Here is a 22,986-nt window from a genome sequence, read left to right as displayed (position 1 = left end):
GCGGGCGGCGCCCGGAAGGAGACGTACATGGATGGCCGACCTCTGGACGGCATACGCGTTCTCGACCTCACGAACGTGCTGGCCGGGCCCTACTGCAGCTATCAACTCATGCTTCTCGGCGCCGAAGTCGTCAAGATCGAACGCCCTGGCCAGGGCGATCTCGCCCGGAACCTGGGCCCGGACCCCGCCCTGAACCGGGCCGGCGTCGGGGCCTCGTTCCTCGCCCAGAACGCGGGCAAGAAATCGATCGAACTCGACCTCAAGGACACCGCCGACCGCACCCTGTTCGAGGAACTCGTCACGGGAGCCGACGTGCTCCTCGAGAACTTCCGGGCCGGAGTGCTGGCCCGGATGGGCTTCGGCCCCGAGCAGCTCGCCAGGATCAACGAACGGCTTGTGTACTGCTCCATCTCCGGCTTCGGCCACAGCGGACCGATGAGCGACGCCCCCGCCTACGACCAGATCGTCCAGGGCCTGACCGGCATGATGAGTGTCACCGGCACCGCGGAGACCGCGCCCCAGCGCGTCGGCTTCCCGGTGTGCGACACCACGGGTGGCCTGATGGCCGCGCTCGCCATCAACGCGGCCCTGCTGCGCCGCGAACGGACCGGCAAGGGAGCCAGACTGGACGTCTCCATGCTGGAGGCCTCGATGTCCACCATGGGGTGGGCGGTGTCCAATTACCTCGTGAGCGGGGTCCCGCCCGAGCCGCTCGGCGACCAGAACCCGACCGCCGCGCCGTCCGGCACCTTCCAGGCCCTCGACGGACCGCTCAACCTCGCGGCCAACCAGCAGCGGCAGTTCGAGACCGTGTGCCGCCTGGCCGGCGTACCCCACCTCGTCCACGACCCGCGCTTCGCCGAACGCGAGCAGCGCAAGGTCCACCGCGATGAACTCAATACGGAGCTCAACGCCGCCCTGTCCGGGCGGACCGCCGCCGAGTGGGAGCGGGAGTTCAACGCGGCCGGAGTGCCCGCGGCACGTGTCCTGACCGTGCCGCAGGCCCTCGACCAACCGCAGCTGGCCCACCGGGGGTTCGTCAGCAGCCTGCCCCATCCCGGCCACACCGACCAACCACTGCACGTGGTCGGCAACGGCGTGCTGTTCGACGGGGAGGCGTACGCTCCGCCCGCTCCCCCGCCACTGCTCGGCGAGCACAACGCCGAGCGCGAGCACCTCGCCCGCACCTGGGCGAGCTCCATGGCGGAGGAGGCGACCGCGTCGTGAGCGATCCCCTGGAGGAGGCGGCCCAGTGGTGGGCCACGGCCGTGAGCCACATCGAGCCGGGCAGCATCGAGCTGCGCGACCGGCCGATACAGGAGCTCATCGGCGAGGCAGGCTTCGTCGATGTCATCTGGCTGCTGCTGCGCGGGGACCTGCCCTCGCCCCGGCAGTCGGCACTGCTCGAAGCGGCCCTCGTGGCGGGCGTCGACCACGGCCCGCAGGCGCCGTCCATAGCCGCCGCCCGGATGGCCGCAACCTGCGGGATCGGCCTCAACAACGCCATCGCGACCGGCATCAACATGCTCGGGGACTCGCACGGCGGAGCCGGCCAACAGTGCGTGGAACTGCTCACCGATATCCGCAACCATCATGCGGCGGGCCGCAGTTGGGACGAGGCGGCCGAGGACGCCATGACCGACTGGCAGCGCCGTTCCCGCTACCTTCCCGGCTTCGGGCACCGCTTCCACCCCGTCGACCCGCGCCGCGACCCACTGCTCACCCTCGTGGAGCAGGCCGTCCGCGACGGCGTCGTCGGCGGGGACTTCCTGCACGCCGCGCACGCCGTCGAGGCCGCCCTCAAGCGCCGCCGCGCGGGCGCACGGCCGGTGCCGATGAACATCGACGGCGCCACCGCCGTCATCTACGCCGAACTCGGCTTTGCCGCCCCGCTGGCCCGCGGCCTGTTCGTGCTCAGCCGCTCCGTGGGCGTCCTGGCCCACGCCTGGGAAGAGACAGGTCAAGGGCGCCGCAACAAGGGCCCCATCCCGCGCTCCGTGCTCCCCGCCCGACTCGCGCCACGACACGAGGCATGAGCGACGCGACACCAGCCATGAACAAGTCGCACCACAGCCCTTGCCACGCCCTCGCCACATCCCTAACGTAGCTTTCCGCCACATGGCAACCACCCCACGGGTCAACCGAACCACACAGTGGACCAAGATCCGTTTTTGCTTCGCCTCCCTCCACCTGACACCACCGGCCACCTTGATGGCCCGTCAGGCACCTTCCTGAAAGAGGGACCATGGACAGACGCAGCTTCCTCACCTCGACCGCGGCCACGACCGCGGGCACCGTCACCCTGCTCAACTCCCAGCAGGCGCAGGCTGATTCGGCACCCGACGCGCTCGCCCGCCCCGTTCCCGCCCAGGCGCACGCGGCCACCGGCAAGGACTTCCCCAAGGCCGGCGGGAACCTGGGCAACCAGAACCACTCCTCGCTCCGGCGCATCGACACCGGCAACGTCGGCAAGCTGGGCGGCGCCTGGCACATCAACCTGGAGAACGGCTCCACCTCGACCCATCAGCAGTGCGCCGTCATCGCCCAGGACGGTGTCCTCTACCTGGCCACCACCCAGCAGAACGTCTTCGCCGTCGACGGCCGCACCGGCGAGGTGAAGTGGAAGACGAACATCGCCGACGACACCACCAACATGCGTGGGCTCGCCCTCGGCCAGGGTCTCGCCTTCACCATTTCCGGCGACAACACGGTCGTCGCCCTCGACCAGAGGACCGGGAAGATCGCCTGGACCCGGGAGCTGCTCGTCGAGGACCAGGGCGACCCGGGCTGCGATCCGGCCAGTGGCCAGTGCGGCGGCAGCAAGGGCGGCCTCGCCGGCGCCGCCGTCTACTGGGACGGCCTCGTCTACATCGGCACGCAGGGCAGCACCGCCGGTGCCCGCGGGCGCGCCTACGCCCTCAAGGCCGCCACCGGCGAGGTCGCCTGGACGTTCTGGGGAACCCCTGGCCCGGGCGAGTACGGCCATGACACCTGGGAGGGCGACACCTGGAAGACCGGTGGCGCCGTGTGCTGGATCCACCCGGCCGTGGACCCCGAACTCGGCCTGGTCTACTGGACGTTCGGCAACCCGTATCCGCGCACCGACGGTTCCACCCGCGGCGGCGACAACCTGTTCGCCAACTGCCTCGTCGCCATCGACGCCAAGACCGGTAAGCGGCGCTGGCACTTCCAGTCCGTCCACCACGACATCTGGGACTACGACGGTGTCATGTCACCGGTCCTCGCCGACCTGCTGGTCAAAGGGAAGAAGAAGCGCGTCGTCGTCTACGGCAGCAAGACCGGCATGTACTACATCCTGGACCGCGCCGACGGGAAACCGATCCACGGCATGGAGGAGCGCAAGGTCCCCCAGCACGCCGCGCAGAAGACCTCCCCGACCCAGCCCTTCCCCGGCGGCGAGCCCTTCGTCGAGACCGAACCGCGCCTGGACAAGGCCACCCGGCCAGTGCCCTTCTATCCCACCGGCGGCCTTTTCGAGGTGCACTGGGACCGCGCCACCATCCTCTTCCCCGGCGCGGGCGGCGGCGCCGACTGGTCCTTCCCCTCCTTCAGCCACCGCACCGGACTCGTCTACGTCGGATACGGGCTGATCAACTCCGCGTACTCCAACACGCACGGCGGCCGCGTCAACACCGCCAGACCGCTGGGCGAGTACTTCGCGGGAGGCCTCGCCGCCGTCGACCCGCGCACCAACACCGTCGCCTGGCGCCAGGAAGGCGACTGGTCCCTGGCCCACGGCAACGGCATCCTCAGCACCGCCGGCGGCGTCCTCTTCCAGGGCCGGCCCGACGGGGTACTCACCGCGCTCGACGACAAGGACGGCAGCCAGCTGTGGAGTTGGCAGTGCGGCGCCGGAGTCAACACCAGCCCACTCACGTACGAAGTGGACGGCGAGCAGTACATCGCCGTGCTCGCCGGCGGCAACGGGCTGCCCTACCCCGACATCCCCAAGGGCGACCACCTGTGGGCCTTCAAGCTCGGAGGGAAGGTCGGCCCCGCCGCCGCACCGACCCCGCCCTCCAAGCGCAATCAGATCCGCGCCGCCGCCGTCGGCGGTGACACCGCGAAGAACACCATCACGCTGGGCCGTATCTGGGACAGCGCCAAGAACGCCCCCGGCGCGACCGAGAACCTCGTCGCCCAGAACGCCATGTCGCCCCAGCACCTGAGCATCGCGAAGGGAACGAAGGTCACCTTCGCGAACCCCTCCGACAACAAGTCCGCGCACGGCGCCGTGTCGTTCTTCGAGGCCGAGTTCGACACCGGCCTGCTCATGCCGGGCCAGTCCGCCACGTACACGTTCGACACCCCGGGCGAGTACTTCTACAACGACCCGGTCGCCCCGCAGAGCACCGGCAAGGTCGTCGTCAAGTAACCACCAGCGCCTCCCACCCGACGGCAAGGACACCCTCATGACGACATCCGCACGCCCAAGACGCCGCGTCCGCCCACTGACCACCGCCCTGGCCGGCGCCACCGGCACCCTCGCGCTGACCGTCGCGCTGCTCGCCACCGGCACCCTCAGCGTGGCCCAGGGCCGCGTCGGACAAGGGGCCAGAGAACTCGGCGACCCCGACTACGGAGTGTGCCGCGGCACCGACGCCCGCTGCTACCACGACTGGGGCAACTTCGACGCCTCCAAGGGCTACAAGGTCCTGCTCTACACCCGCACCGCGGGACCGCGCCACGCCAACCTCGGCCCCGCACTGGGCTCGGGTATGAACCCGCCCGTCACCGACGCCAACGTGGTCCAGAAGTCCCTGCTGAAGATGGGCTCCGACAACGGATTCCAGGTCGACTACACCGAGGACGTGTCCCAACTCTCTTCCCCCGCAACCCTCTTCAAGTACAACGCGGTGATTTTCTACTCCACCAGCCGGGACACCCTCGACGACTCCGCGCAGACCTCCCTGCGCCAGTACATTCGCGGCGGCGGCGGTTTCGTCGGCATCCACAACGCGTTCGGCACCGAGTACAACTGGCCCTGGTACGAAGGCCTGTTGGGCAACGCCAACTTCTACGACCACGGCCCCGAGCAGCCCGGCACGGTCCGCACGGTCAACCACACCGACGTCTCCACCAAGAAGCTGCCACCCCGGTGGGACTTCTCCGACGAGTGGTACAACCTGGTGCCCGCCCCGACGAAGGTGCGCGTCCTGGCCAAGGTCGACGAGAGCACCCTGACCAAGGGGGTGACCGGGAACTACAACCACCCCGGCCACGGCGACAACCACCCGGTCGCCTGGTGCCAGTACTACGACGGCGGGCGCGCGTGGCTCACCACGCTCGGCCACGACGCCAAGGACTTCAGCACCGACGGATCCTTCCCCGGCGCCGCCGAGTTCCAGAAGCTCATCCTGGGGGGCATCGAGTCCGCCATGGGCAAGGCCCCCTTCTGCAAGTAGCCCGGCACAGGCAGCATGGTGAGAGCCGTGCCGCAGACACCACCGTGAAAGGCGGTCAATCATGCAGGACCAGACAGTCACCCACGCCACGCCCGAGTCGCAGGTCAGGGCGCAGGAAAGCACCGGCTGGCAGACGCCCGACTTCACCGTCGTCGACACCGCGATGGAAATCACCGCCTACGCCCTCAGCACCAAGTAGGCACCCGCCGTGCTGCTGCGGATCCTCGGAACAGCAGCAGGCGGCGGTGTCCCGCAGTGGAACTGCGCGTGCCCCGGCTGCAGCGGGGCACGCCGCTTCCCCTCCCGCCGACGCCTGCACGACGGGCTCGCCCTCCACGGCGCCCGCCCCGACGAATGGTTCCTCGTCAACGCCACCCCGGACATCGCCGAACAACTGGAGTCCCACTCCGACCTGCGCCCGGCCGACGAGCACGCGCGCACACCCGTCGTCCGGGCCGTCCTCACCGACGCCGAACTCGACCACACACTCGGCCTGCTGCGGCTGCGCGAGGCCGCCCGCATCGAAGTGTGGTGCACCCGGCCGGTCCGCGCCGCACTGGAACACCGCCTGAACCTCACCGACGTACTCGCCCCCTACACCGGCCTGGTCTGGAACGAGCTGCCCTCCGGCGACGCGCGACAGCCGGCCCGAATCGCCGGGCTCGACGTCAGCGGCGTCGAGTTGTCCGCCAAGCGACCGCGCTACGCCGCGGACGACGACGCGCACCCCGCATGGAGCGTGGGGCTGCGCGTGCACGACACGAGGAGCGGACGCCGTCTCCTGTACGCGCCCGCCGTGGCCACGTGGAGCGATGCGCTCGAGCAGGCACTGGCCGGCACCGACTGCGCCCTGCTCGACGGCACGTTCCTCGACGAGGACGAGCCCCGCCGCACGGGCATCTCCTCGCGCACAGCCACGGGCATGGGCCATCTGCCCATCCTGGGACCGGCCGGCACCGCACACCGGCTGCGCGGGACGGGCGCGCACATCTACTACACACACCTGAACAACACCAACCCCCTGGTGGACCCGGACGCCCCGGAGCACACGCGGCTGGCCGAAGCCGAGCTGAACGTGGCCCACGACAGGATGGTGAGGGAGCTGTGACAACCACCGATCTCCAACCGGCACGCACCCTCTGGCCTCCCGAGGAGCTGGAGCAGCGACTGCGACACCTCGCCACCAGCCGCTACCACGACCGCCACCCCTTCAACCAGCGCATGCATCAAGGAGAGTTGAGCCGCGACGAGTTGCGCACATGGGTGGCCAACCGCTTCTACTACCAGGTCAACATCCCCATCAAGGACGCCCTCATCCTCAGCAAGCTGGAGTCGGCCGCCCATCGCCGCTCCTGGATCCGGCGCATCCAGGACCACGACGGCGCCTCGGACGCGGAGGGCGGCATCGAGCGCTGGCTCCGGCTCGGCGAGGCGGTCGGCCTCGGCCGCCGCGAACTGTCCGACCACCGACACCTGTTGCCGGGGGTACGCCTGGCTGTCGACGGTTACGTCAACTTCTGCCGCAACAAAAGCGCCCTCGAGGCCGTGGCCTCCTCGCTCACCGAGCTGTGCGCCCCGTCGATCATGCTGACCCGCCTGGACACCTTCCCCCAGCACTACCCGTGGATCGCCGCCGAAGGGCTGTCGTACTTCAAGAGCCGTGTCCCGCAAGGGCGCAGAGACGGAAGCGAGGCACTGGCGTGGGTGAAGGACTGGGCGCGCACCCGCGATCAGCAGGACCAAGCCATGGCGGCGCTGGCGTTCAAGTGCGACGTGCTGTGGAGCCTGCTCGACAGCGTCCAACACGCGGCCCGCGCGGCCCGTTCATGACCGGCGGCACCTGGCACCCGTCCCTGCCACCGGGCGCGCTGCTACGGCACGACCGGGCACGGGGCACGGACGTGCTGCTCCTGCCCGAGCGTGTGGTCGTGCTGCACGGCTCGGCCCGATCCGTGCTGGACCTGTGCGACGGGCAGCGCTCCGTCGACGACATCGCCCAACTCCTCGTCCAGCGACACCCCGAGCAGGCCCGCATCGCGGACATCTCACAGTTCCTCCGTCGCCTCCACGCACAGGGATGCCTGCAATGACCATCACCACCCCTCCCCCGCCCTGGGCCCTGCTCGCCGAACTCACTCACGCCTGCCCCCTGCACTGCGGTTACTGCTCCAACCCCCTTGAGCTGCAACGCCGTTCAACGGAGCTCACCACCGAACACTGGGCGGACGTCTTCGGCCAGGCAGCGGACATGGGCGTCCTGCACACCCACCTCTCCGGCGGTGAGCCGCTCCTGCGCGACGACATCGTGGACCTGACGCGGGAGGCCGTGACCGCCGGCCTGTACACGCAGCTGGTCACGAGCGGCGAGGGTCTTTCGGCCGACCGTTTGGACGCCTTGACCGCGGCGGGCCTGCACAGTGTGCAGCTGTCCGTCCAGCACGCGGACCCGGTCCTGTCCGACACCATCGCCGGCCGCACTTCGTTCCGGAACAAGCGAGAGGCCGCCCACCTAGTGAAACGGCGGGGGCTCCCCCTGGGCCTCAACGTCGTCCTCCACCGCCACAACCTCGACGCCCTGGACGACATCCTGCGACTCGCCCTGGACTGGGAAGCGGACAGGATCGAACTCGCCAACACCCAGTTCTACGGCTGGGGCCTCCTCAACCGCTCCGCACTCATGCCGACGCATGCCCAGCTGGCCCACGCCTCCGCCACGGTCACGCGCTGGCGCGACCGACGAGACACCACGCTCGACATCACGTGGGTGGAACCCGACCACTTCACCGGGACCCCGAAGCCGTGCATGGGCGGCTGGGGCGCGGTCTCCCTCACGGTCACACCGGACGGCACCGTGCTGCCGTGCCCCGCCGCGTCCTCCATCCCCGACCTCGACCCACCCACCGTGCGCGAGCACCCGTTGCGCTGGATCTGGGAACGGTCCCCCGCCTTCAACCGCTACCGGGGCACCGACTGGATGCCGGCCCCCTGCCGCACCTGCGACCGCAAGAACGAGGACTTCGGCGGCTGCCGCTGCCAGGCCTACGCCCTGACCGGCGACGCCTCCCGCACCGACCCGGCATGCCGGCTGGCTCCCGACCACTCCATCGTCACGTCTCTGGCGCACGCCGCCGCCGAACCCGACGCCCTCGTCCCCCGCCGACACACACGCCGCCGCGCCGGGCCTCAGCGCGTGGTGGGACGCGACAGGTAGTGGCCCTGGGGAGCGCCCATGACCTTGCCGTCGCCGAAGACCTGCGTGCCGCGCAGGAACGTCGATTCCACGCGTGCGCCGATCTCGAGCCCCTGCAACGGCGTGTACTCCTGCGCCGACAGTGAGTCGCCCGCGTCCACGGTCCACGGCGTCGACGGGCGAGCTCAACCGCACCGGCGCGGTCGGCGTGAGCGAGTTCTTCGGCTCCTCCCCGGCCCCGGAACCGCTCGACACCGACCTCGCCACCCACTTGTGGTACGGGACGGTGAGCGCGGCGGTCGTCTGGTGGCGGCACCACCCCGAGCAGAGCGCCCAGGAGATGACCGCACGCTTCGAGCGGATCTTCGCGGTGCTGTATCCGCAGACTGCTGCGGCCGGAGCCGACCGGCCTTGAACCAGGAGGGACCGCCGGCCGGGAGCGCGGCGAAGGCCGATTCCGTGTCGCGCCTTCTCCGCAGCACCCTCAAGGGCAGTGTCAGTAGCGGCACCGACGCCGCTCCGCGCGTCAACGGTCTGCCACGGCGGGGCCCTTGAGGCGCGGAGCTGACGCGAGCGGCAGGGCATTTTCTGTCCGCCCGGTCTCGCCGCTGCTCGCACAGCGCTGCCGGAGCGTTCACCGCACGGCGGCCGCCCTCCGGGCGTGGGCGATGATGATGGCGGCCAAGGTGCTCGGCGCTTCGAGGTGTGCGGCATGACGGGCACCGGGGACCCGCCGCCACGGGACGCGGCAGTGGTCGCCGACGGCTCGTACGGAGGCGTGTCGTGCGGGCGGTGACTGCGCACCGGTGGTCAGCAGGAGCGGCCCGCACTCCGCTGCCGGAGGACGCGGCTGGAAGGATGCGAACATCGCGAACTCGCGCTCGACGACCTCACGTTGCATCGGGGCGTCGGCAGACTTCCACTCCGGTCCGTACAGCGCGCGCCCGAATCCGGTGACGCCGTCGGCGGCCAGGCCCGCGGCCACATGGGCCAGCAGGCCCGGGGCCAGGGTTCCGGCTGCCGGTTCGTGCAGGACGGCCGCCTTCAGCGCGACGCCCCGTGCCGCCAGTTCCAGGCCCAGGGTGGCGCCTCCGCTCACGCCTGCCACTACGGCACCGGAGCACACGTCGGAGAGCGCGGCGATCTCGGTGTCCAGGTCGCCGGAGCAGAGCCGGTCGGGGCAGTGCACCTCGAAGCCCGCCCCGTCGAGATACGGCAGCACCCTCTCCCAGATGCGCGACGTGGTGGCTGCGCCGTGGATCAGGACCAGCCGGGGCGTGGTCATGCGACGGGCATCCGGTAGACGACGGTGACGCTGCCGCCACCGGGCGGCCCCTGGTGCTCGGCGCCGCCGGATACGTAGACCGCTGTCGTACCGGCAAGGGCGGAGAGCAGGCCGCCGACGGCGGCCCGGGCATGCCGGGTGGAGTTCAGGTCGGAGTCGGTGAGCATGGTGTGCCGCTCACCCCGCACCGTGCCGGACGGGTCGGCCTCCGCTTTGGCGAACACCTGCACCACCGTGCCGCCCTCGGCGGCGACTTGGGCGAACAGCTGCTGCAGGGATTCCAGATCGATGGCGTCCCGCATGACGCCGTGGAGGGCCCGCAAGGGGCTGCTTGCCGCGCCGCTGGTGCCCAGGACCAGGATGTGGCAGTCCGTCAGCTCGGCGCCGGCGCTTGCGGAGGCCCGCGAGGACCACACCCCGGCCGCGCCCTTCGCCTCGAGGGCTTCAAAGGCGGCGTCCTCGGTGCACTCCCCCAGGGCCAGCGCGATCCCCAGGGCCGCGGCGGCGCGGGAACGCGCCATCGACTCGTAGGTGTCCTCGGTGACCGGTTCCACTCCGGTAGCCCGGCAGGCGGCGATGCGATCAGAGGTCAGAAGCGGGCACTTGACCAGCACCATGTCGACCTCGTCGGGGGTGAGGCCGAGTTGCTTGACGAGCGCGTCGACCGTCTCGCGCACCGCGCTGAGCTGGGAGCCCCTGCCGACTTCGGCCGGTTGCAGGTCGCGGGTGCGCCCGGCCGCGGCGACCAGGCCCCGGTCGTGACCCGGATGGGGGCCCGGGTCGGCGACGAGGAGGTTCACGTGCGGGCTCAGGACTCCTTCGGTGCCGCCGGAGAAGACGGTGACGGTCTCATCGGGCACGAGCGATTCCCACCGGGTGGCGGCGAGGGTCCGCGAGAAGTCGTTGACGCAGCCGTTGCCCTCCGTCTTGCCGACGACGGCGAGTACGTCGTCGAGCGTGCGCCCGGCTGCGGCCAGTGCGCGGGCCGGGGTGAGGTCGCCCGGGTCGGCAGTCGGCAGGCGCAGCAGGTCAATGGTCGCGGGGGTGGAGGGGGTCACGCGCGCTCCTTCGTTCGGGGGCCGGCGAGGTGGTTGAAGAAGAGGTTGAGCACGAACGCGACGATGACCGCGCTGGAGATGGCTCCGCCGGCGATGATGCGGAACCACGCCGGGAAGCCGTCGTACAAGGTGGGGGCAACGACCGGGATCATGCCGGTGCCCAGAGCGAGCGCCACGATCATGGCGTTGTGTGTGCCGTCGTAGACGACGTCGCCGAGGGTGCGGATGCCGGTGACGGTGACCATCGTGAACATCACCAGGCTCACCGCTCCGATCACCGGGCCCGGCAGCGAGGCGACGATCTCGCCGAGCTTGGGTGTCAGCCCCAGGGCGACGAGCAGCGCACCGGCCGCCGCCGTGGTGAAGCGGCTGCGTACGCCGGTCATCCGGACCAGGCTGACGTTCTGGGCGAACACGGTGTCGGGGAACGAGGTGGCTGCCGCGCCGACCGCTGCGGCCAGGCCGTCCGCGGCGAGCCCTCGTGCCAACTCCGCGCGCCGCACCGGACGGCCGGTCATGTCGCCCACGGCCATGAGGTACGCGGTGGACTCGGCGAAGATCACCAGCATGACCACGCACATCGAGAGGACGGCTGCCAAAGGGAAGGTGGGCGGGCCGAAGCGGAAGGGATGGGGCAGCCCGAACCAGTCGGCGCCGGAGACGGATCCGAAGTCGGTCAGGCCCATCAGTGCCGCTGCGCCGGTCCCGGCCAGGACTCCCACGAGTACGACGATCTGGGCAAGCAGGCCGCGGGCGAAGCGGGTCAGGATGACGATGAGGGCGATGATCCCGGCGGCCAGCGCCAGTTTGTCCATGGAGGCGTATCCGGGTGCGCTCGGGTCGTCACCGGCGATGAGGCCGATGGCGTTGCCGACGAGAGACAGCCCGATGATGGTGACTGCGGTGCCGCGCACGAGGGGCGGGAAGTAGCGCACGAGGCGGGCGAACGGCCGGGCGACGAGCAGTCCGAACAGGCCGGCGGCCAGCATCGCACCGTAGACGGCGGGCAGTCCGTACTGGCCCTGGATGGCGATCATCGGGGTGACGGCGGTGAAGGAAGCCCCGGCCACGACCGGCAGTCGGGCACCGAGGAATCGGCCCGCGCCGAGGCTCTGCACCATGGTGATCAGCCCGGCGACCAGCAGGTCGGCGGCGATGAGCAGGCCGATGGTGGCGGTGTCGAGGTGGGCGGCGGCCCCGAACACGAGGGGGACGGCGACACATCCGGTGTACATGACGGCTACGTGCTGGGCGCCGAACGCCCCCAGCCGCAGTGCCGTGGGGCGCGCGTCAACGGGGTGCGGAGCCGCGGTCCGGGTCTCGCCGTGCGCGCTGTCGGCAGCACTGTTCGCATCGTGGGTGTCAGTGGTGCCGGTGCTCATACGGCTCCGCCTGTCTGCCCGGCGGTCGCCGCGTCGCTCATCGCCGATGCCCCGGCCACGGACTCGGTGGGGCGGATGTCGAGGCCGGCCCGTCTGAGATAGGTGCGCCAGTCTCCGTGGGCGGTGATGTCCGGGGCGTTTCGTGCGGCGTGGGGCTCGCACAGGAAGCCGGTGACGCTACAACCGTCGTCGAGCCGGATACGGCCCAGGACCATGGGCTCCGGCAGGGCGGCGAGAAAGCGGCCGAGCGCGGCCGCGGGGAGCGCCCACAGTTCGCCGGTCACGGCCCGGCCGGCCTCGCGCTCGGTGACCCGCAGGAGTCCGGGGCGCGCCGGGCTGCCCGGCAGGGCGAGCATGCGGTAGCACGGTGCGGTGCGCACCGCGCCGAGCAACTTGCCTCCAACGTCGGCTAGTTGAGGATTGAGGGGCTGGCCGGTCAGGTGGGCGCCGAAGACGGCCAAGGGCAGTCCGGTCGGGCCCCATGGCGAGGTGGGCGCCGCCTTCGAGCCGGGCAGTTCACCGACGTCACTGACGTCGCCGGCGGGAGCGATCAGCGTCGCGATGTCCGCGGCGACCCGGTCGGCGAACGCCCGCGCGACGACGGTGACACCGAACGGCCCGCCGTCTGCCGTGCCCGCAGGCACCGCGACCGCCGAAAGGTCCATCAGGTTGACGAAGTTGGTGAAGGTGCCGAGTCTGCTGTTCACGCCGATCGGGTCGGCCGCCACTTCGGCGAGTGTCGGGTGGTGCGGGGCGGTGGGCAGCAGCAGCGCCTCGCACCCGTCGAGCAACGCCATCGCCTGGTGCGTGAGCTGCTGGAGCCGGGCGAGGTCGGCGGCATAGCGGTGGGCGGGTATCCGGCCTGCGTCCTCGACGATGCGGCGCACACTGGGGTCGAGGCCCTCCGGGCAGCGGGTGATGAACTCGCCGACGGCGGCGTGTCGTTCGGCGGCCAGTCCTCCCCCGTACAGCAGCTCGGCGGCCTGGAGGAAGGGGGTGATGTCGATGGTGCGCAGCGTCGCGCCGGCGGAGCGCAGCCGTTCGGTGGTGGCGGCGAACGCGGCCCGCCAGGCGGGGCTCATGCCGGTCAGGGCCCTGGGGTCGGGGACGGCGACGCGGGGGCACGGCGGGGCGGCCAGCGGCGCGTCGGCGGGCCAGTCGCGGGTGGAAGGGGTGGAGGGCCCGTGTCCGGCCATAACGGCGGCGGCGCTCTCCGCAGTCGGCAGATCGGGGGCGAAGACAGTGACACAGTCGAAGGGCCGGGCCGCGGGGACCACGCCCTCGGTCGGGACGAGCCCGAGGGTGGGCTTGAGTCCGACGATTCCTTGGAACGCGGCCGGTATCCGTCCGGATCCCGCGGTGTCGGTGCCCAGCGCGAAGTCGACGATGCCCAGCGCGACGACGACTGCGGAACCGGAGCTGGAGCCGCCGCTGATCCGCTTGGGGTCGTGCGCCGCACGTACCGCTCCGTAGGGGCTGCGGGTGCCGACAAGGCCGGTGGCGAACTGGTCGAGGTTGGTCTTGCCCAGGGCGATGGCCCCCGCTTGGGTCAGCCGCTCGACGGCGGGGGCCGAGGAGTCGGGCCGGTAGGCGTAGCCGGGACAGCCGGCGGTCGTCGGCAGGCCCGCGACATCGATGTTGTCCTTGACGGCGAAGACCTGTCCGGCCAGTGGCAGGTGTGCACCGGCGGTGATCCGGGCGTCCACAAGCGCTGCCTCGGCCAGCAGTTCCGCCGCGGGCCGCAGCGTGATCCACGCCTCGGGCCGCTCGTCTTCGGCGAGCCGCGCCAGAGCCTTGTTCATCCGTGCGGTGGCCGTGGCCATCAGGGGGTCTCCTTCAGGGCCGCGAGCCACTGGTCGCTGGTGGCGACGGCGCCGAAGATGCCGCCCTGCATGCTGATCATGTTCAGCGCGGCCTCGTAGTTTCCGCGGTCGGTGGCGCCCGTGCAGTCGGACAGCAGCAGGCATTCATAGCCGCGGTCGTTGGCTTCGCGCATGGTGGTGTGGACGCAGACGTCCGTGGTGATCCCGGTCAGTACCAGGTGGGTGATGCCACGGGTACGCAGCAGGAGGTCGAGGTCGGTTGCGTAGAAGGAGCCCTTGCCCGGCTTGTCGATGATCAACTCGCCGGGTTCGGGGGCTACTTCGGGCACGATCTGCCAGCCCTCCTCCCCGCGCACCAGGATCCGGCCGCAGGGGCCGTCGGAGCCGATCTCTGCACGCATGCGCTGCGAGCGCCAGCGCTTGTTGGCCGGCAGGTCCGACAGGTCGGGGCGGTGTCCTTCACGGGTGTGGATCACGGTCATGCCGCTCTCCCGGGCGGCTGCCAGCACTCGTGCGGTGGGTTCGAGTCCGGCGCGGGTGAGGGAGAGGTCGTACCCCATCGTGTCGACGTAGCCGCCGGGTCCGCAGAAGTCGTTCTGCCAGTCGATGCAGACCAGGGCGGTGCGGGCGACGACCAGGTCGCCGTCGTAGGGCCAGGTGTAGGGGTTCGCGTCGACGGATGCCATGTCAGGTCCTCTCAGGGGCGGGTTCGGATGCGGAGACGGACGCGCGGGACGCGACGGCGGCCGCGCGTCGGGGCGCACGGTCCAGGGCGCGGTACAGGAGAGCGGCGGCGACCAGGCCGGTGAGGGCGGAGCAGTACTGGGGCCCCTGGTAGTGGACGAGCAGGGCCAGAGCGGCGCCGCCCGCCCATGCGCTCAAGGGGGCCGTCCGCAGGGCCCGGGCCGGGCCGGGGAGCGGGTCTCGGCGCCGCCGCAGCAGCTGGTCGGTGATGATCACTGCGCCGATGGGCGGTACGAGGACACCCAGCAGGGTGAGCCAGGTCTCGAAGTGCTCCCAGACGCCGGCGAGGGCCACGGCCAGGCCGAGCGTGCCGATGACCAGGACCAGACGCCGCATGGGGACGCCGGTCAACTGGCCCCAGCCGACGGCCGCGTTGTAGAGGCAGTGCGCGGAGACGGAGCCGAGGTTCACGAAGACGAAGACGACGGCCGCGGCCGTGAGTACACCGCCGTGGCCGCTCAGCAGGGCCAGGAAGTCACCGCCGGCTGTGCCGGGCGCCGCCGCCGCGCCCGCGCCGACCACCACGGCGCCGACCACCAGGGCTACGAGGTTGGCCAGCGGGAAGGCGGTGAGCGACGCGAGGACGGCCTCGCGGCCGTTCTTCGACCAGCGGGTGAAGTCCGCGGTCATGGTGCCCGAGTCGATGAACCCGGCGATGACCATCGTGACGCAGGCGCCGAACGCCAGCGCCCCGCCGCCCGGCGCCTGCCCGTCGTAGGAGAGCACCTGCGACATGCTGGTTTCGCGCAGGGCCAGCCAGATGGCCACGCCACCGAGCACCACGTACATCGGCGCCGCGATCCAGCCGATGGCCGCCAGCGCGCGGATGCCGGCGTAGGCGAGGGCGACGTAGAGCAGGCCGGCGAGCAGCACCGTGGCCCGGGTCGGCCAGCCCAGCGCCGCGTGCAGCGTGGAGCCGGTGAGGCCGACCTGGAAGGCGAACCAGCCGATGACCACGGTGGCCAAAAACCCGCACACGACGGTGGCGCCGCGGGGCCCGAAGGTGACGGCGGCGATCCGCACGAAGGTGTTCCCGGTGCGGCCGGCGAGGTAGCTCAGCGCCCCGACGTAACCGCCCAGGACGAGACAGCCGACGAGGATCGCGAGGATGCCGCGGGCGAAGCCCAGGTTGAAGACGATGACACCGCCGAAGACGGCGTTGGTCAGCACCATGGGAAAGCCGAACCACACGGAGGAGACCGACAGCAGCGAGCGGCGGTTCCCGGGCGGGACGGGGCGGTTCTCGAACTCGTCATCGAGTCGTGTCGTCCGCGGGGCGGAAGGCGTATCGGTCAGTTCTGTCACGGAAGTGCCGGCCTGAGGTATCGGGACGGACTCTGGCGAGGAGGGCATACGGAGCTCCTGAGGGAAAGAGGAGAGCGCGGGGCGTGGCAGGCGGTCAGCTCTGATGGAGGGCCATCTGCGCGATGGCGTGAGCGGCCCGCTTCTCCACCACATCGAGGGATTCGCCGACATGGCGGCGCAAGGCAGTCAGCGCTTCGGGCAACCGGCGGGCCAGGACGTGCTCGACGATGTCGAGGTGCTCGGTGACGGTCAGCCGGATGCGGTCCTCGGTGAGGTAGTCGTACATGCGCACCGGGCGGATCCGGGTGATGACGGATTCCAGTGTCTCGGAGAGCTGCCGGTTGCCCGATGCGCGTAGCAGCGTGCGGTGGAACTCCTCGTCCTGCAGCACGAACCCGGGGTCGGGTACCGGCATGTCGGAGCGCAGTTCGCGCCAGTGGTCGCGCAGCGGCTCCAGCAGTGCGGCGTCGTGCAGCACGGTGTCGGACTCCAGGGCGCGGGCGATGCCCCGCAGTTCCACGGTGATCCTGAGCTCGTACAGATCGCGGAGCTCGGCGAGGTTGAGGCGGGCGGTGTAGAAGCCGTCCGGCAGGCGCTGTACCAGCCCGTCGGCGACCAGCCGGACCAGGGCCTCACGCACGGGTGTGCGGGACACCCCGAGGCGCTGCGCCAGATGCAGTTCGATCAGCCGCGTGCGCATCCCGAACTCGCCCCGCAGCAGCAGGTCGCGCAGCGCGGCGTAGGTCTCCTCGCGCCGGTTGCGAGCGGTGCGGCTCGGCACCGCGGTCTTGACCGCCTGCGGCTGTGTCGACATCTGTGTATGCACGGGTGCGTCCATGCCGGCGACGCTAGGCAGCACCTGTTTCTGCGGCTTTGATCATTTGTTCCCGCGGCGTTACGCGGACGCCCAGCCGGTTAACACGGCGCCACCGTCAAAGGGTTGCGGGGCCGTCACGGACGATGCACACGTCTCTGAGCTCCAGGATTTCGGGCTGCTCGACTCTCCGGCTGCTACGCCGAGTGCGACGTCCCTGATCACCGACTCCGCAGTGGTCGGTGCAGGTGGCTGGCCGGACTACGACTTGCCCTGCGCCATCGGACAGTCTCGTGAAATTCTCCAAGCGGCACGCTGCCCGGCTCCGGCCCGGGATGAGACCGTCCACCTCGGGATCTTCACTCATGGTCGTTTCAACGAGCGCGGTCGACAGGCGTATTCGGGCGCACCACGGGGTGAGTGGCCGTCCAGAGGTGCCGTACCGGAGGTACAGGCGGTGGCGGTCGAGACAGTGCGGGAAGCCGGGCTGCTTGCCTGGCCCGCATTCCGGTCAGGCCGCGGGCGATCTTCTGGCGGCCGGCACTTCGGTAACCGCCGAGTCACGCGCCAGGAGGCGTCGTGCGCTCGAAAGCGCGGCGGTAGGCGGTGGGCGTGGTGTCCAGCGCACGCCGGAAGTGCAGCCGCAGATTGCCCGCGGTGCCGAGCCCGCAGTCCTGCGCCACCCGGTCCACCGAGTAGTCCGTGGTTTCCAGTAGTTCCCGCGCTCTGCCGAGACGGGCACCCAGCAACCACTGCAACGGGGTCGTGCCCGTCTCCTCGGTGAACCGGCGCATGAACGTACGCTGCGACGAGCCCGCGTGCCGGGCGAGCACCCGCAGCGTGAGCGGTTCGCCGAGCCGCTGCAGAGCCCATTCCCGGGTTTCGGAGAGTGCCGAGCCCCCGGCCACCGCGACGGGGGCCGGTACGAACTGGGCCTGCCCGCCGTCCCGATGCGGGGCGGCGACCAGGCCCCGGGCGATCTGGTTGGCCACCACCGCGCCGAGGTCGCGGCGGACGAGGTGCAGGCACAGGTCGATGCCGCAGCACACACCGGCCGAAGTGAGCACGGTGCCCTCGTCGACGTAGAGCACGTCGCGGTCTACCGTGACGGCCGGGAATTCCCGTGCGAAGTCGTCGAGGTGCTTCCAGTGGGTCGTGGCGTGCAGGCCGTCCAGCACACCCGCCGCGGCCAGCGCGAAGGCTCCGGTGCAGATCGACACCATCCGCGTACCGCGGTCGCGGGCCTCGGCCAGCACATCGAGCACGGCCTCCGGCGGCCGTTGAAGCAGCTCGTAGCCCGGCACGACCACGGTGTCGGCGGCGCGCACCTGATCCAGGCCCCCGGCGGCGTTGAGGGAGAACCCCGCGGTGGTGGCCACCTGCCCGTCGAGCGCGCACAGGGTCATCTCGTAGGAGGTCTCCGGCCGGGCGCTGAAGATCTGCGTCGGGATCGCCAGATCGAGCGGTGTGACCCCGTCCAGCGCCAGGACCGCGACTCGATGCACCGTCATGGCAATATCCTAACGAACTATGGGAATTTTGCCTATGGCCAGGTCAAAGCGGTGGTAGCCAAGCTGAAGCCATGCACGAACCTCCTACTCACGAGACGCGCTCCGACCTGACCGCGCTTCCCGCCACACCGCTCGTCGACGCCGTCGTAGACCTCATCCGGCCGGTCGAGGCGCCGTCGGTGTTCCACCACAGCATCCGCAGCTACCTGTTTGCCCGGCTTGCGGCCGACCGCACCGGTCTGGCCGTCGGCCGTGACTACGACGACGACCTGCTGTTCGCCGCGTGCGCGATGCACGACCTCGGCGTGGCCTCGGACGGCCCGCACAACCAGCGCTTCGAGGTCGAAGGCGCCGACCGCGCCGCCGAGTTCCTCGTCGCCCGGGGGCGGTCCACGGCCGACGCCGACCAGGTCTGGCAGGCGATCGCCCTGCACACGTCCCCGGGCATCGCGGAGCGCCGCGGCACACTGTGCGTGCTGGTACGCCAGGGCGTCGCACTCGACTTCGGCGGCCCACTGGGATCCGACCACCTCGACGCGGTCACCGACCAAGAGGCCGAGGCGCTGCACACGGCGTATCCACGCCTCGACATGATCCGCTCGCTCACCGACGCGATCGTCGCGCAGGCCGCCAAGAACCCGAAGAACGCAGCCCGGTACACGATCCCCGGTGAATTCCTGCGCGAACGCGAGGACTTCGGCCGGACCCGAATGGAACACGCCTGCCGCGCGTCCCGCTGGGACGACTGACAGACACGACTGACAGACACGACTGATTTACGAGGACAAGGAAACACCACGATGACCATCCACACCGTCGAGGTCCCCGAGGGCAACACCGTCTTCGGAGACACCACCGCCGCCTTCGCGGGCTTCGGCTATTCCGCCGCTGTCCGCGCGCACGGCCTGCTGTTCATCGCCGGGACGATCGGCCGCCGCGCCGACGGAACCATCCCGGACACCATCGAGGAACAGACCGAGATCGCCATCCGGAAGATCGAGGAGATCCTGCGCCTGGAACACCTCGACCTCTCGGCCCTCGTCGACGTCACCAGCTACCACGTCGACATCCGCCGCCACCTGCCCGGTTTCAGCGAGGCCAAGCAGCGCCTCGTCACACCGCCCTACCCGACCTGGACCATCATCGGCGTCGACGGCCTCGCCAGCCCGGGCCTCCTGGTCGAGATCCGCGCGACCGCCGCGTACCCCGACACGCACAGTCCTGGCGCCCAGCCGCCCCTCGCGGCCAACTGACAACACCCATAACGGACTCAGCGCAGACCCTGAACCTGCTGTGGGAGCTTCCGCCCTGTCAGCCGCCGGCGGCGTCGTCGTTCTCGTCGTCGGCGGCGAGTCTGCGGGAGGCCTCGACGACCTGCTGCAAAGCAGCGACATGACTCTCCAGCGCTCCCCTGCCCGCGCGGCTCAGGCTCACCCATGTACGCGGCCGCTTGCCGACGTAGCCCTTCTTGACCTCGACGTACCCCTTCGCCTCCAGGGTGCCGACCTGCTTGGACAGGGCGGACGCCGACACACCGGCCTCCTCGCGGACCCAGCCGAACTCGGCCCAGTCCACGCCCGCCAGCAACGACACGATCGTCAGCCGAGTCGGGTCGAGGAGGACGGCGTCATACTCAAACACGGCCATCGAAGGCGCTTCCCGCGGTACGCCGCTCACCTGTCGCCATCGAGGTCAGCGCGCGCTGCATCCGTCCCCCGAAGAGGATCAGCGCACCACCCAGCAGGACGCCCAACACCGTGCGCCAGTACGGCACATGTACTCCAATGTCAGGCTGGAGCAGCGCCAGCGCGATGCCGACCGCGGCGATCACGCAGAGCACCACCCGCGAGACCAGGGCGTAGCGTCCGGAGATCTCACTCCTGCGCAGCCGGGCGCGCTGCCCGAGCACCGCCGAGCCACGGCGGGTCTTCAGCATGACGACGTAGACGACGGCCAGCGCCGAGAACGCGGGCGTGGTCCAGCCCGTGACACCGGAGCCGAAGAAGTCGGGAGCGGCGAGCACCGCGAAGGTCGCGACGCCGAACACCACATCCACCCAGCGCGACGCGCCGGTGCCGTCGTGGGCCTGGGTGCGGCGCTGCTCGATGCTCTGCAGCATCTGAGCCGCCTCGGCGGACTCAGCGGACTCGCGGGGCTCGGACATGGGACCCTCCATCAGTTGCTCCGGCAGAACTTGTTTCCTGAGAGGAAAGTACTTTCCCGCCCTCGAGGAGTCAAGCGTCGCCCGCCCCTCACCCACCGACAGCGCCCGTCCTGGATTCGGACGCCGCGAGGAACTCCTGCGCGACGTTGACGTCGATCCCGGCGTTCCGCAATGGCTTCGTGTTCAGGTCGAACGCCTCGGATCCCGCGGAGCGTGGGAACAAGATCAGCGGGTCAGCGGCCAGCGCCCTCACCGCCACCCGGCCGCTCCCGGCCGCCGGGTGCCCGGTGGGAGCGACCGCCACCAGCCGTTCCGACGCCAGAAGGCAAAGGTCCATGTCGTCGCGCCTCTCGGCGTCCCGGACGATCCCGACGTCGACCGGTCGAGTAGAACTTGGTGCCACTGACCACCCTGCGGCCGCCCACCTCGTGCACACGTGTCGCGATGTCGAAGTCCCGCCCCGCGGCGGCGGGTTCGGACTGGGCGTTCCCGAAGTCCCGTGCGATGGACGCCTTGCTCATGGTGCTCCACAAGGTGTCTGGCGGCCCGGTGAGGGCCGGGGGTGACTCATGGCTCCGCCTGCGCCGGCCGTACGCCGTGCGGACATGGCGTACCGGCACACCGGCGGCCGCAAACGACCGTGCGGATGCGAGGGGATTACGTCGGTCCTGCGCCGGGCCACGGCGCAACTGAACACGGCAGGGTGTGTCCGCGACGGGTCACGGACACACCCTGCCGTGTTCATCAGGACGAACTGCGGGACCAGGATTTGTTGTCAACCACGTCTTGCCTCATGGGCAACACTTCCTCCGACGTTGTGAACAGCGTGTTGCAGAAGGGGAGTTGCCCTGACCGACGAGGCGCGGGGCTGCCTACGATCGACAGTGACTCGCCGTCCGGCAGGACCGCCGGGTGCTACCGAGCGGCCGTTCACCCTCGCGTCGCTCCCGCGCCTCGGAAAGGTCGTGGTCAGCCACTGAACCTCCCGAACGGCCGGGCGCATGGTCGTGACCGGGTTCCCCGCGGACAGCGCCCAGTGCTTCGCCCGCCCGCGATGTCATGCCGCGCAGCCGGTCTCGCACGCCGCGAGCAGGGTGCGCACCGCCTCGACCGCCGTGCCCGTCACGGACGGGTCCGCGCCCCGCCGGGGGCGCGCGCTGAGGCGGACCGCGGAGACAGCGGGCAGGCCCTCGACCGGGGTCAGCCCTTCGGGGTGCTGGCCGCCGGGTACGGCGAGGAGTGCGGCACCGAGGCCGGCGCGTGCCGCGTCCAGGACGCCCGCGAGATAGCCGGACTCGGCGACGACGGTGGCCGCGGTGTCGTGGGCCGCCAGCGCGGCGAGGGCGCGGCGGCGGATGACGCAGGGTTCGTCGATGGCGACCAGTGGCAGCGGCGCGGGCCCGGCCGGCGGCCGCCAACCGGGGGTGGCGTACCAGCGCAACGGGAGCCCGCCCACAGGTGAGCCCGCCGCTTCGGTCGCCTCGGTGACGTAGACGGCGAGGTCGATCTCGCCGCGGTCGACGGCATCCGTCAGCCGCGCGGAGCGGTCGACCCGCACGCGCACCTCGGCGCCCGGCCGCGCCTCCCGTACCGTCCTGGTCAGCACGGGGAGGATCTGGTCGGCGCCGTGCTCGGTGGCGCCGATGACGAACGCGGCCTGTGCGCCGGCCTCGCCCAGCAGCCTTCGTACGGCTGTGTCGTGCGCGCCCACGATCAGCCGCGCCTCCTGCAGCAGTTGAGCGCCGTGCGCGGTGAACCGGGTCTTGCGGCCGTCGCGTTCCACGACGGGGCGCGCGAGCGTCTTCTCCAGTCGTCGCACGTGCTGGCTGACCGCGGACTGGCTGAGCGCGAGCGCGCCTGCGGCGCGGTGGAAGCCGCCGTAGTCGGCGACGGCGATCAGACTGCGCAGCGCCACGATGTCCAGGACCGGTCGCATGAGCGCAGGTTAGCACCGTTCGATCAGGGATCGTGATCGGTTTTGATGGCGAATCGTCGTTGGACGTACGGCTTTTGCCTCCTGCATGCTGTGCTCATGTCGCGTCAAGCCCACGCGCCGGCCCCCGGGCCGCGCCCCCTCAGCACCGGACCCCGGCCGTCGGCCGCAGGGTCGGCGGTGTGCTGCGGTGCGGGTACCCGGCTGACGCGACGACGGGTGGTCGACCTCGGCCGTGCCGTCACCATGCGGTGTCGCTGACCGGTCCGACCAGCCCGGCCAACGTACGCGTCATGCCCCGTTGAGCCGGGACGCCTCCAACTGATGCCGTACGCCCGGCTGTTGCGCGGG

The 22,986-nt window shown here is 70.8% G+C and carries 25 protein-coding genes; 12 read left to right on the top strand and 13 right to left on the bottom strand.

What is annotated here, in order from left to right:
- The first annotated feature begins 27 nt into the window (after nt 1-27).
- The 9 genes from ACIRHA_RS05510 (at nt 28) to pqqE (ending at nt 8,637) form a co-directional block, all read left to right on the top strand.
- Nucleotides 28-1,227, top strand: coding sequence for a CaiB/BaiF CoA transferase family protein (locus tag ACIRHA_RS05510; RefSeq protein ID WP_403840149.1), 1,200 nt, complete (start codon nt 28-30; stop codon nt 1,225-1,227).
- Nucleotides 1,224-2,036: a citryl-CoA lyase gene (locus ACIRHA_RS05505; RefSeq protein WP_403840147.1), complete on the top strand. Its 813-nt coding sequence runs from the start codon at nt 1,224-1,226 to the stop codon at nt 2,034-2,036. Before ACIRHA_RS05510 ends, ACIRHA_RS05505 begins: the two co-directional genes overlap by 4 nt.
- 209 nt (nt 2,037-2,245) lie before the next feature.
- A complete protein-coding gene (locus tag ACIRHA_RS05500) occupies nt 2,246-4,396 on the top strand; it encodes a PQQ-binding-like beta-propeller repeat protein (RefSeq protein WP_403840145.1) in 2,151 nt (716 codons plus the stop codon).
- A 37-nt stretch (nt 4,397-4,433) separates the two neighbouring features.
- On the top strand, nt 4,434-5,426 hold the full coding sequence (locus tag ACIRHA_RS05495; RefSeq protein ID WP_403840143.1) for a ThuA domain-containing protein: 993 nt from the start codon (nt 4,434-4,436) through the stop codon (nt 5,424-5,426).
- 61 nt (nt 5,427-5,487) lie between these two features.
- Nucleotides 5,488-5,625 carry a pyrroloquinoline quinone precursor peptide PqqA gene (gene pqqA, locus ACIRHA_RS05490; RefSeq protein ID WP_403840140.1) on the top strand — a complete coding sequence of 46 codons (138 nt, stop codon included), beginning with the start codon at nt 5,488-5,490 and terminating at the stop codon, nt 5,623-5,625.
- Between the two features lie 9 nt (nt 5,626-5,634).
- Nucleotides 5,635-6,534: a pyrroloquinoline quinone biosynthesis protein PqqB gene (gene pqqB / locus ACIRHA_RS05485; RefSeq protein WP_403840138.1), complete on the top strand. Its 900-nt coding sequence runs from the start codon at nt 5,635-5,637 to the stop codon at nt 6,532-6,534.
- Complete coding sequence (pqqC, locus tag ACIRHA_RS05480) at nt 6,531-7,256, top strand: pyrroloquinoline-quinone synthase PqqC (RefSeq protein ID WP_403840136.1); 726 nt, start codon at nt 6,531-6,533, stop codon at nt 7,254-7,256. The genes pqqB and pqqC overlap by 4 nt, the downstream gene beginning before the upstream one ends.
- Nucleotides 7,253-7,516 carry a pyrroloquinoline quinone biosynthesis peptide chaperone PqqD gene (pqqD, locus tag ACIRHA_RS05475; RefSeq protein WP_403840134.1) on the top strand — a complete coding sequence of 88 codons (264 nt, stop codon included), beginning with the start codon at nt 7,253-7,255 and terminating at the stop codon, nt 7,514-7,516. The genes pqqC and pqqD overlap by 4 nt, the downstream gene beginning before the upstream one ends.
- The gene (gene pqqE / locus ACIRHA_RS05470; protein ID WP_403840132.1) at nt 7,513-8,637 is read left to right on the top strand and encodes a pyrroloquinoline quinone biosynthesis protein PqqE; all 1,125 of its coding nucleotides are present in this window, start codon (nt 7,513-7,515) and stop codon (nt 8,635-8,637) included. The genes pqqD and pqqE overlap by 4 nt, the downstream gene beginning before the upstream one ends.
- On the opposite strand, the gene ACIRHA_RS05465 is transcribed toward pqqE, so the two are convergent.
- Entirely contained in the window at nt 8,610-8,735 is a 126-nt protein-coding gene (locus ACIRHA_RS05465; protein WP_403840129.1) for a hypothetical protein, read from the bottom strand. The two genes, pqqE and ACIRHA_RS05465, sit on opposite strands and share 28 nt — an antisense overlap.
- Nucleotides 8,736-8,758: 23 nt before the next feature.
- On the opposite strand from ACIRHA_RS05465, the gene ACIRHA_RS05460 reads away from it, so the two are divergent.
- Nucleotides 8,759-9,031 carry a hypothetical protein gene (locus ACIRHA_RS05460; RefSeq protein ID WP_403840126.1) on the top strand — a complete coding sequence of 91 codons (273 nt, stop codon included), beginning with the start codon at nt 8,759-8,761 and terminating at the stop codon, nt 9,029-9,031.
- 219 nt (nt 9,032-9,250) lie between these two features.
- On the opposite strand, the gene ACIRHA_RS05455 is transcribed toward ACIRHA_RS05460, so the two are convergent.
- The 8 genes from ACIRHA_RS05455 to ACIRHA_RS05420 all read right to left on the bottom strand — a co-directional run bounded on the left by ACIRHA_RS05455 (nt 9,251) and on the right by ACIRHA_RS05420 (nt 18,538).
- The gene (locus ACIRHA_RS05455) at nt 9,251-9,901 is read right to left on the bottom strand and encodes an alpha/beta fold hydrolase (protein ID WP_403840123.1); all 651 of its coding nucleotides are present in this window, start codon (nt 9,899-9,901) and stop codon (nt 9,251-9,253) included.
- A complete protein-coding gene (locus ACIRHA_RS05450; protein WP_403840121.1) occupies nt 9,898-10,959 on the bottom strand; it encodes a ring-opening amidohydrolase in 1,062 nt (353 codons plus the stop codon). The genes ACIRHA_RS05455 and ACIRHA_RS05450 overlap by 4 nt, the downstream gene beginning before the upstream one ends.
- Nucleotides 10,956-12,341 carry a nucleobase:cation symporter-2 family protein gene (locus ACIRHA_RS05445; protein ID WP_403840119.1) on the bottom strand — a complete coding sequence of 462 codons (1,386 nt, stop codon included), beginning with the start codon at nt 12,339-12,341 and terminating at the stop codon, nt 10,956-10,958. Before ACIRHA_RS05445 ends, ACIRHA_RS05450 begins: the two co-directional genes overlap by 4 nt.
- Entirely contained in the window at nt 12,338-14,164 is a 1,827-nt protein-coding gene (atzF, locus tag ACIRHA_RS05440) for an allophanate hydrolase (RefSeq protein ID WP_403840117.1), read from the bottom strand. The genes ACIRHA_RS05445 and atzF overlap by 4 nt, the downstream gene beginning before the upstream one ends.
- On the bottom strand, nt 14,164-14,850 hold the full coding sequence (locus ACIRHA_RS05435; protein ID WP_403840114.1) for a cysteine hydrolase family protein: 687 nt from the start codon (nt 14,848-14,850) through the stop codon (nt 14,164-14,166). Before ACIRHA_RS05435 ends, atzF begins: the two co-directional genes overlap by 1 nt.
- A gap of 1 nt (nt 14,851) precedes the next feature.
- The gene (locus tag ACIRHA_RS05430) at nt 14,852-16,261 is read right to left on the bottom strand and encodes a cytosine permease (protein ID WP_403840111.1); all 1,410 of its coding nucleotides are present in this window, start codon (nt 16,259-16,261) and stop codon (nt 14,852-14,854) included.
- A 46-nt stretch (nt 16,262-16,307) separates the two neighbouring features.
- The gene (locus tag ACIRHA_RS05425) at nt 16,308-17,051 is read right to left on the bottom strand and encodes a GntR family transcriptional regulator (protein WP_403840109.1); all 744 of its coding nucleotides are present in this window, start codon (nt 17,049-17,051) and stop codon (nt 16,308-16,310) included.
- A gap of 536 nt (nt 17,052-17,587) precedes the next feature.
- Nucleotides 17,588-18,538 (bottom strand): GlxA family transcriptional regulator, encoded by a 951-nt coding sequence (locus ACIRHA_RS05420; RefSeq protein WP_403840107.1) that lies wholly within the window; start codon nt 18,536-18,538, stop codon nt 17,588-17,590.
- A gap of 71 nt (nt 18,539-18,609) precedes the next feature.
- Between ACIRHA_RS05420 and ACIRHA_RS05415 the strand changes: the two genes are divergently transcribed.
- Together ACIRHA_RS05415 and ACIRHA_RS05410 are read left to right on the top strand one after the other, a co-directional pair.
- On the top strand, nt 18,610-19,287 hold the full coding sequence (locus ACIRHA_RS05415; protein WP_403840105.1) for an HD domain-containing protein: 678 nt from the start codon (nt 18,610-18,612) through the stop codon (nt 19,285-19,287).
- 51 nt (nt 19,288-19,338) lie between these two features.
- On the top strand, nt 19,339-19,791 hold the full coding sequence (locus tag ACIRHA_RS05410) for a Rid family hydrolase (protein ID WP_403840102.1): 453 nt from the start codon (nt 19,339-19,341) through the stop codon (nt 19,789-19,791).
- Between the two features lie 58 nt (nt 19,792-19,849).
- Here ACIRHA_RS05410 and ACIRHA_RS05405 read toward each other — a convergent pair whose 3' ends face one another.
- The 4 genes from ACIRHA_RS05405 to ACIRHA_RS05390 all read right to left on the bottom strand — a co-directional run bounded on the left by ACIRHA_RS05405 (nt 19,850) and on the right by ACIRHA_RS05390 (nt 22,638).
- A complete protein-coding gene (locus ACIRHA_RS05405; RefSeq protein WP_403840100.1) occupies nt 19,850-20,185 on the bottom strand; it encodes a winged helix-turn-helix domain-containing protein in 336 nt (111 codons plus the stop codon).
- Nucleotides 20,172-20,702, bottom strand: a complete 531-nt coding sequence (locus ACIRHA_RS05400) for a hypothetical protein (RefSeq protein ID WP_403840097.1) — start codon at nt 20,700-20,702, stop codon at nt 20,172-20,174. Before ACIRHA_RS05400 ends, ACIRHA_RS05405 begins: the two co-directional genes overlap by 14 nt.
- Before the next feature lie 88 nt (nt 20,703-20,790).
- The gene (locus ACIRHA_RS05395; RefSeq protein WP_403840095.1) at nt 20,791-21,105 is read right to left on the bottom strand and encodes a LysR substrate-binding domain-containing protein; all 315 of its coding nucleotides are present in this window, start codon (nt 21,103-21,105) and stop codon (nt 20,791-20,793) included.
- Nucleotides 21,106-21,759: 654 nt separating this feature from the next.
- Entirely contained in the window at nt 21,760-22,638 is an 879-nt protein-coding gene (locus ACIRHA_RS05390) for a LysR family transcriptional regulator (protein ID WP_403840093.1), read from the bottom strand.
- Between the last annotated feature and the right edge of the window lie 348 nt (nt 22,639-22,986).

Origin of the sequence: Streptomyces sp. NPDC102360 (assembly GCF_044766085.1) — a bacterium.
Classification (GTDB): domain Bacteria; phylum Actinomycetota; class Actinomycetes; order Streptomycetales; family Streptomycetaceae; genus Streptomyces.
The sequence above is the reverse complement of the archived record's forward strand: the minus strand, read 5'-3'. Positions and strand labels throughout refer to the sequence as shown.

Coding starts and splice junctions, on each gene's coding strand:
- ACIRHA_RS05445 (WP_403840119.1), bottom strand. CDS start 12,341: ATGAGCACCGGCACCACTGACACCCACGATGCGAACAGTGCTGCCGAC.
- ACIRHA_RS05410 (WP_403840102.1), top strand. CDS start 19,339: ATGACCATCCACACCGTCGAGGTCCCCGAGGGCAACACCGTCTTCGGA.
- ACIRHA_RS05510 (WP_403840149.1), top strand. CDS start 28: ATGGATGGCCGACCTCTGGACGGCATACGCGTTCTCGACCTCACGAAC.
- ACIRHA_RS05405 (WP_403840100.1), bottom strand. CDS start 20,185: ATGGCCGTGTTTGAGTATGACGCCGTCCTCCTCGACCCGACTCGGCTG.
- ACIRHA_RS05390 (WP_403840093.1), bottom strand. CDS start 22,638: ATGCGACCGGTCCTGGACATCGTGGCGCTGCGCAGTCTGATCGCCGTC.
- ACIRHA_RS05455 (WP_403840123.1), bottom strand. CDS start 9,901: ATGACCACGCCCCGGCTGGTCCTGATCCACGGCGCAGCCACCACGTCG.
- ACIRHA_RS05430 (WP_403840111.1), bottom strand. CDS start 16,261: ATGCCCTCCTCGCCAGAGTCCGTCCCGATACCTCAGGCCGGCACTTCC.
- pqqA (WP_403840140.1), top strand. CDS start 5,488: ATGCAGGACCAGACAGTCACCCACGCCACGCCCGAGTCGCAGGTCAGG.
- ACIRHA_RS05425 (WP_403840109.1), bottom strand. CDS start 17,051: ATGGACGCACCCGTGCATACACAGATGTCGACACAGCCGCAGGCGGTC.
- pqqD (WP_403840134.1), top strand. CDS start 7,253: ATGACCGGCGGCACCTGGCACCCGTCCCTGCCACCGGGCGCGCTGCTA.
- ACIRHA_RS05495 (WP_403840143.1), top strand. CDS start 4,434: ATGACGACATCCGCACGCCCAAGACGCCGCGTCCGCCCACTGACCACC.
- ACIRHA_RS05420 (WP_403840107.1), bottom strand. CDS start 18,538: ATGACGGTGCATCGAGTCGCGGTCCTGGCGCTGGACGGGGTCACACCG.
- atzF (WP_403840117.1), bottom strand. CDS start 14,164: ATGGCCACGGCCACCGCACGGATGAACAAGGCTCTGGCGCGGCTCGCC.
- ACIRHA_RS05400 (WP_403840097.1), bottom strand. CDS start 20,702: ATGTCCGAGCCCCGCGAGTCCGCTGAGTCCGCCGAGGCGGCTCAGATG.
- ACIRHA_RS05415 (WP_403840105.1), top strand. CDS start 18,610: ATGCACGAACCTCCTACTCACGAGACGCGCTCCGACCTGACCGCGCTT.
- pqqE (WP_403840132.1), top strand. CDS start 7,513: ATGACCATCACCACCCCTCCCCCGCCCTGGGCCCTGCTCGCCGAACTC.
- ACIRHA_RS05435 (WP_403840114.1), bottom strand. CDS start 14,850: ATGGCATCCGTCGACGCGAACCCCTACACCTGGCCCTACGACGGCGAC.
- ACIRHA_RS05500 (WP_403840145.1), top strand. CDS start 2,246: ATGGACAGACGCAGCTTCCTCACCTCGACCGCGGCCACGACCGCGGGC.